Raw genomic sequence first — 6,597 nt, forward strand, 5'->3', positions numbered from 1 at the left:
CAGCAGGCGTAGTCCTGGAAGCCGCAGGCGGCCAATCGCAAGTGACTTGACGGGTTTGACTTAAGCCCTTGACGTAAACCTAAAACCGAGATCCCAAGAGAGCAAAAAAACACCGAACCCAAATGGATTCGGTGTTTAGCAAGCTAGTTTAAGTTAGCTTAGATTAAGCCCATCATAGAAGCAAATGGTGGAACAACGATATCAACAACGATAGAGATAACAACAACGGCGATGGATGCCATAGACCCTTGGATAGAACCAAGTTGTAAGGCCTTAGCAGAGCCAACCGTGTGTCCGGCAGTACCTAAACCAAGTCCGGCACCAATTGGGTCGCTGTTAACATGGAAGAACTTAACGAGCCAGTCACCCAAGGCGTAAATGATAACGGCGTTGAGGATGCAGGCCATGGCAGTAACGGCAGTGTTACCACCGATAGCACCGGCAATAGGCATCGCGATGGCGGTCGTGGCAGCTTGTGGCATCATTGAAGCAATACCAACGTTGTCCAAACCGACAAGCTTTGATACGTAGTAGATAACGAACAAGGAAATAACTAACCCAACGATCAGGGAAAGCACGATTTCCAACCAGAACTTCTTAACAACGTCATTCCGACGGTACAGAGGAATAGCGAAGGCGATAGTAGCTGGGTTCAAGAACCAGAAGATAATGTTACCACCTGGTAAGTAGGCTGACTTGTAGAAAGTAGCCGTATCCGTTCCGAATGCCTTAGCAAACAGGAACAGGATGAAGATCCCTAAGACCATCCCAACGAACAGAGGTTGGAATAAGAAGAAACCTTTACCGATCTTGAATAACCATTGACCGAATAAGTAAACAACTAATGATAGAAAAATACCAAATAATGCGTTACCGGCAGAAGCACCAGCGGCGTTAGTTCCTAACGCGTCACCGAGCCATTTGCCCCAAGCTGCCATATGGGCAGTTGCAGTTAAAGTCATCATAAATTTTCATCCTTTTCTAGTGAAAGTAGTAGCAGTCGACGAATTTATTCTTCGACGTTAACGTCACGATGGAAGACGTTCTTCCGAAGCCAGATGAATCCGGCGGTCGTGTAAGCCACAACAACCAGCAGGACAATCGTTGCAATTAAGATAACGACAACCAGTTGAACCCCTTGTGCCTTTAAGATGTCCAGGCTAGCAGCCAATTGGATACCTGAAGGAACGAACAAGAAGGCAATCAAACTGATCATGAAGTCCCCAAATTTTTCAACGTTACGTAACTTAACGATGTGGGAAGCCAATAAGATGTAAAGGATTACCAAACCGATAACAGGCGTTGGAACTGGGAACGTTGCTGGGAACAGTGGGGAAATTAGGCTGGAAACAAACAGGATAGCGGCGAAGATCCCCATTTGAATTAAGATGGGTGAAGCTTGTTCTTCTTTAGCCGTTTCTGTCTTTGTTGCTTTATCATTAGCAGCCAATAGAAAAATCTCCTTTCAAAATACAAACCAAAGTAACGGACGACTGGAAAGGTTTCACAAGGAAATAGGATAAATAGCTTGGACACAAATGAAATGTGAAACCTTTCTCAATGACACAATCCTATTATATGGCTTTTGGCTGATTTGCACAAGAAAAATCTGTGAATTTTAGGCTTTCGTCTGTACACTTGTGCACGAAATCGCCCAACTGGATAGAAAGGAAACGCTTACACAAACTTTATGAATTAATTTTTAATTCACAAACCCGACACGGGGTACTTTGTGAATTGTGTTAGTTGGCTGAACAAAGCTTATTTTTCTCTGACGAGTCCGAAAAGGCGGTTGTGTTTAATTTCATAGATTTGTATAATTAGCAAAAGAGTTGAATGAAAGAAAGAGGACACTTTAATGAAATTTGAGATTATTGTTAGCTTATTTGCTACCATGATTATCTCCGCGGTCCTAACCCCGTTTGTACGCCGCTTTGCGTTTCAAATTGGTGCGGTGGATAAACCGAATCAACGCCGGGTCAACAAAGTTCCCATGCCGACCCTGGGTGGCCTAGCCATCTTCATTGCGTTTACATTTTCAACCATGTTTTTGTTACGTGACCAAATGCCAACGCAACAGCTGTGGGGGTTGTTCGGTGGTGAATGCATTATTGTTGCTGAGGGCATGATCGATGATGTCTTCGAGCTTTCCCCCAAGCAAAAGATTTTAGGACAACTACTGGCGGCCCTGGAAGTTTATTTCGTGGCCGGCGTGCGGATGCGTTACCTGACCTTACCCTTCGTGGGTGTCTGGCACTTCGGCTGGTTAGCCCTGCCCATCACGTTGCTGTGGATTGTGGCCATCGTGAATGCCATCAACCTGATCGATGGGCTGGATGGATTGGCGACCGGAGTCTCAATCATTGCGTTGACGACTACCGGGATTACCGGTTTGTTCTTCTTAAACGTGGCCAACACCTGGGTTGCCATCATGATTTTCGCGTTGGTGGCGGCCATGGTTGGGTTCTTACCTTATAACTTTTTCCCAGCCCGGATTTATTTAGGGGATACCGGGGCGCAGTTTATCGGGTTCATGATCGCCTGTTTCTCCCTATATGGGTTAAAGAACGTCACGTTTATTTCCGTGATCATCCCCGTGATCATTCTCGGGGTGCCCATCACGGATACCGTGTACGCCATGATTCGCCGGATCTTAAATCGGCAGCCCATTTCGCATGCGGATAAACACCATTTACATCACCGCTTGATGCAGTTGGGCTTGACTCACCGGCAAACGGTGCTGGTTATCTACGGAATCGCGTTGATTTTTTCCTTTATTTCCTTACTCTACCCGTTGTCTACCATCTGGGGGTCCGTCCTGCTGACGGTGGCCATCCTGATTGGACTGGAACTCTTCGTGGAGGCCATTGGCCTGGTCGGTTCGAATCGACAGCCCTTGCTGCACTGGATCAACCGCGTGGTTCAAAAACTTACGTCGAAAAATTCTGACGAGTAGGAATCAATCAGATGTTTAACCAAAAAAGGTGTGTCGCCAGAAAATTCTGACGGCACACCTTTTCGTTTACCAATGTATTAGTAGAAGAATTAATCCGTGGTGTCGCGACTGCTGGCGTTGATTTCCACTGGGACTTCGTTGTAGGCGATGTCACCCACGACAACCGTCAGTCGGTCGCTCAGCAGGTTGGTGATGGCGGTCTGGGTGTCAGCGACGGCAGCCAAATCGACCGCAATCGTGACGGCGACCTGGTCCGTGTAGTTCGTGGCCAGGATGCTGATGGCGTTTTCAGTCAGGTAATGGTTGAGCCGGTCGTAGTTGGGGTAGTCGACGGTGAGCGTCAGTTCCTGTTGGCGAACCAATTTGACCACACCAACCGCTTCGATGCCGGTCGAGGTGGCGTTGCTGTAAGCCCGGATCAAGCCACCGGCGCCCAACTTGATGCCGCCAAAGTACCGGGTGACCACGGCAATCACGTTGTGCAAATGATTGCGTTGTAGGACGGTCAGAATGGGGACGCCTGCGGTTCCGGAGGGCTCACCGTTATCACTTTCCCGCTGGATTTCGTCGTGTTCGCCAATTAAGTAGGCCCAACAATGGTGGGTGGCCTTCGCTTCACGGGCCGTCACGTCCGCCAAAAAGGCCTTGGCGTCATCTTCCGTGGTGACCCGGCCGAGATCGGTGATGAACCGCGATTTTTTAATTTCGAGCTCGTGGTTGCCGCTCGCTTGGATGGTTAAATAATCTGTTTCCATTTAAAAAAGCACCTTTCAAAAAAATAATCGGCCTTCTTTTACGGAGTTAACTAGTAGAGTCACCGTAAGGAGGAGTAGCCGTGCAAAATGATGAAGACTTTTTTGGCCGCCAGTTACCGTTGCGAGGCGCGCCCACGAATGGGGCAGTCGGGCAACGGGCGTTAAGGACCGTGGGTGACCGGCGGCAGTGTCAGCGCTGCGGGCAGTGGTTAGCGGTCACGGACCGGTTGGCTAACGGCGACTGGTATTGTCGCCAGTGCCTGCAGCTAGGCCGATTGACCTCACAACATGAATTATACACTATTCCGGAGCCCAACCGGTTTGCGCGCGTCAAATCCGGGGGATTGACTTGGACAGGGCAGTTGAGTGCGCAACAAAACGTGGCGGCACAGGCTGTGTTACGGCACGTAAAAACACGAACGGACCACCTACTGTGGGCGGTCACCGGGGCGGGAAAGACGGAAATTGTCTATCCAGCGCTGGCGTGGGCGTTGGCCCAAGGCTGGCGGGTCGCCTGGACCTCGCCACGAGTGGACGTGTGCCTGGAACTTGCTCCCCGGTTGCGTCAGGCGTTCGGCGGGGTCGCGCAGGCCCTGTTATACGGCGGTCAGGCCGACCCGTACGCCTATTGTCCGCTGACCATTTGTACCACGCACCAACTATTACGATTCAAGGCGGCCTTTGACCTGATCGTTGTGGACGAGGTGGATGCCTTTCCGCTGGCGACCAGTCCGATGCTCCAACGGGCCATCGCCAATGCTCAGAAGCCAAAGGGATGTCACCTGTTGTTGACCGCGACACCCGGCAACGACCTGCAACAGCAGGTTCGTCGGCGACAGTTGGCGGTGACCTACGTCCCACTCCGCTATCACGGCCATTTATTGCCACAGATCGATCTGCGGTTGGCGTGGCGGTGGCGGGAGGGACTCTTACGAAACCGCCTACCGAGCACGCTGATTCACCAGCTGCGAGGGTATTTGACCAAGCACCAGCGGTTTCTGCTATTCGTGCCGCACGTGGTGGATCTGCCGGTAATCAGTCAGGCCCTGCAACTCGCTGGCATTCAGGGCGGCGTGACCGTCCATGCGGCGGACCCGGAACGGCCGGCCAAGGTCCAGGCGATGCGCGACGAGACGATTCCCTTTCTGATTACGACCACAATTTTGGAACGCGGGGTCACCTTTCCCAACATTGCCGTGGTGATTTTGGGCGGAGATGATCCGGTCTTTTCGACGGCCGCCCTGGTCCAGATTGCCGGGCGGGTTGGCCGGAGTGCGGACTTTCCCAGTGGGCAGGTCACCTGTTATTGCCATAGTCATACCAAACGGGTGCGGTTGGCGCGGGGGATGATCGCCCACCTCAATCTCCAGGGCAGACGCCAGGGTGGTCGGCCATGAGCGCCTGTATCTGGTGCGGCCGTCAGCTGCAAACGACGCTGACGTTAGCCCAAATTTGGCGGTTCACGCCGATTGCGCAGGCCACCGTCTGTGACGCGTGTCAGCACCGATTTGCGGCGATTACGAGTCAGCATTGTCCGGCGTGCGGTCGGCAACAAATGGATGAGACCGTCTGCCTGGATTGCCAGCGCTGGTCGGGGATTAGACTGACCAATCATGCCGTTTACGTGTATGATGCGGCGATGAAGACCTACATGCAACAATATAAATTTCAGGGGGATTACGCGTTACGGGTGCTGATGCAGGCCCCACTGGCAGCGGCTCTACAGCGGGAGGCCTATGATGTGTTGGTGCCGATCCCAGTGGATCAGACGACCTGGCGGACACGGGGCTTCAATCAAGTGACCGGATGGCTACGGAACCAGCCTTTCCAGCAAGCCCTGCTGGTGCGAGCAACGCACAAGGAACGACCACAATCGGCTAAGGCCAGGGCCGACCGGTTGCGGACTCCCCAGCCATTTATCCTGGCACCCAACGCCAATCAACTTCTTCGAGGACAGCGTGTTTTACTACTGGATGATGTGTACACGACGGGACGCACCCTGCGTCACGCCGCTGACCAAATTTATTTAGGAGGGGCGAAAGCGGTTACCAGCCTGACGTTAGCCCGTTAACGGGTGGTTAAAAATGAGTAGATTAATTGTTTCTGGTAAGGCTTTCTATTATAATAAGTGTAAGCAAAGCATATTAGAAGAGTGGTCCTTCTAATGCTGAGCAAGCCAAGGAATTCTTGGCTGAAGGGAGAGAAGTTTTATGCTCACATTTAATATTCGTGGTGAAAACATCGAAGTTACTGACGCAATACGGGATTACGTTGAAAAGCGTATCAGCAAGTTGGAGAAATATTTCGACAACAACGTTGAGGCAATTGCGCATGTCAACCTGAAGGTCTACCAAAACAAGACAGCGAAGGTTGAAGTAACAATCCCACTCCCATACTTGACATTACGGGCAGAGGAAACCTCTCCGGACTTATATGCAAGTGTTGACCTGGTAACGGACAAGCTGGAACGTCAAATTCGTAAGTACAAGACCAAGGTCAACCGTAAGTCCCGGGAAAAGGGTTACAAGAATCTCGACTTCTCACCGGACACTGACAGTGAAAAACCGGCTGACAGTAACGAATTAGAAGTTGTCCGCACCAAGCGAGTTTCATTGAAGCCAATGGATAATGAAGAGGCCGTTCTGCAAATGGACATGTTAGGCCATGACTTCTTTATCTACGAAGACGCTGAAACCAATGGTATCAGCATCGTCTACCGTCGGAATGACGGCCGGTATGGCTTGATTGAGGCCGATGACCAAGATTAAGTAAATTTTGTTTCCGAAGCGCTGCGAGTTTTCGCGGCGCTTTTTATATGAAATAAAAGAATATTTGAGCGCACTAAACCATAACGCTCGAATCAGCGAAAAAATTCTAGTATACTAG

Annotated in this window: 7 protein-coding genes; 4 read left to right on the forward strand and 3 right to left on the reverse strand. The window is 50.9% G+C overall.

The window, feature by feature from the left end; translation table 11 throughout:
• Positions 1–158: 158 nt before the first annotated feature.
• Together EKM84_RS10495 and EKM84_RS10500 are read right to left on the reverse strand one after the other, a co-directional pair.
• On the reverse strand, positions 159–965 hold the full coding sequence (locus EKM84_RS10495; RefSeq protein ID WP_125765716.1) for an LrgB family protein: 807 nt from the start codon (positions 963–965) through the stop codon (positions 159–161).
• A 44-nt stretch (positions 966–1,009) separates the two neighbouring features.
• Positions 1,010–1,378, reverse strand: coding sequence for a CidA/LrgA family protein (locus EKM84_RS10500; protein ID WP_125765725.1), 369 nt, complete (start codon positions 1,376–1,378; stop codon positions 1,010–1,012).
• A 480-nt stretch (positions 1,379–1,858) separates the two neighbouring features.
• On the opposite strand from EKM84_RS10500, the gene EKM84_RS10505 reads away from it, so the two are divergent.
• A complete protein-coding gene (locus tag EKM84_RS10505; protein WP_125765717.1) occupies positions 1,859–2,956 on the forward strand; it encodes a glycosyltransferase family 4 protein in 1,098 nt (365 codons plus the stop codon).
• 89 nt (positions 2,957–3,045) lie between these two features.
• Here the strand turns inward: EKM84_RS10505 and EKM84_RS10510 are convergent, their stop codons facing one another.
• Positions 3,046–3,711, reverse strand: a complete 666-nt coding sequence (locus tag EKM84_RS10510; RefSeq protein ID WP_125765718.1) for a YigZ family protein — start codon at positions 3,709–3,711, stop codon at positions 3,046–3,048.
• A gap of 80 nt (positions 3,712–3,791) precedes the next feature.
• Between EKM84_RS10510 and EKM84_RS10515 the strand changes: the two genes are divergently transcribed.
• The 3 genes from EKM84_RS10515 to hpf all read left to right on the forward strand — a co-directional run bounded on the left by EKM84_RS10515 (position 3,792) and on the right by hpf (position 6,479).
• Positions 3,792–5,108, forward strand: a complete 1,317-nt coding sequence (locus EKM84_RS10515; RefSeq protein WP_125765719.1) for a DEAD/DEAH box helicase — start codon at positions 3,792–3,794, stop codon at positions 5,106–5,108.
• A complete protein-coding gene (locus EKM84_RS10520) occupies positions 5,105–5,782 on the forward strand; it encodes a ComF family protein (RefSeq protein WP_125765720.1) in 678 nt (225 codons plus the stop codon). Before EKM84_RS10515 ends, EKM84_RS10520 begins: the two co-directional genes overlap by 4 nt.
• A 139-nt stretch (positions 5,783–5,921) precedes the next feature.
• The gene (hpf, locus tag EKM84_RS10525) at positions 5,922–6,479 is read left to right on the forward strand and encodes a ribosome hibernation-promoting factor, HPF/YfiA family (protein ID WP_125765721.1); all 558 of its coding nucleotides are present in this window, start codon (positions 5,922–5,924) and stop codon (positions 6,477–6,479) included.
• Positions 6,480–6,597: the final 118 nt, after the last annotated feature.

Origin of the sequence: Levilactobacillus mulengensis, assembly GCF_003946045.1 — a bacterium.
Taxonomy (GTDB): Bacteria; Bacillota; Bacilli; order Lactobacillales; family Lactobacillaceae; genus Levilactobacillus; species Levilactobacillus mulengensis.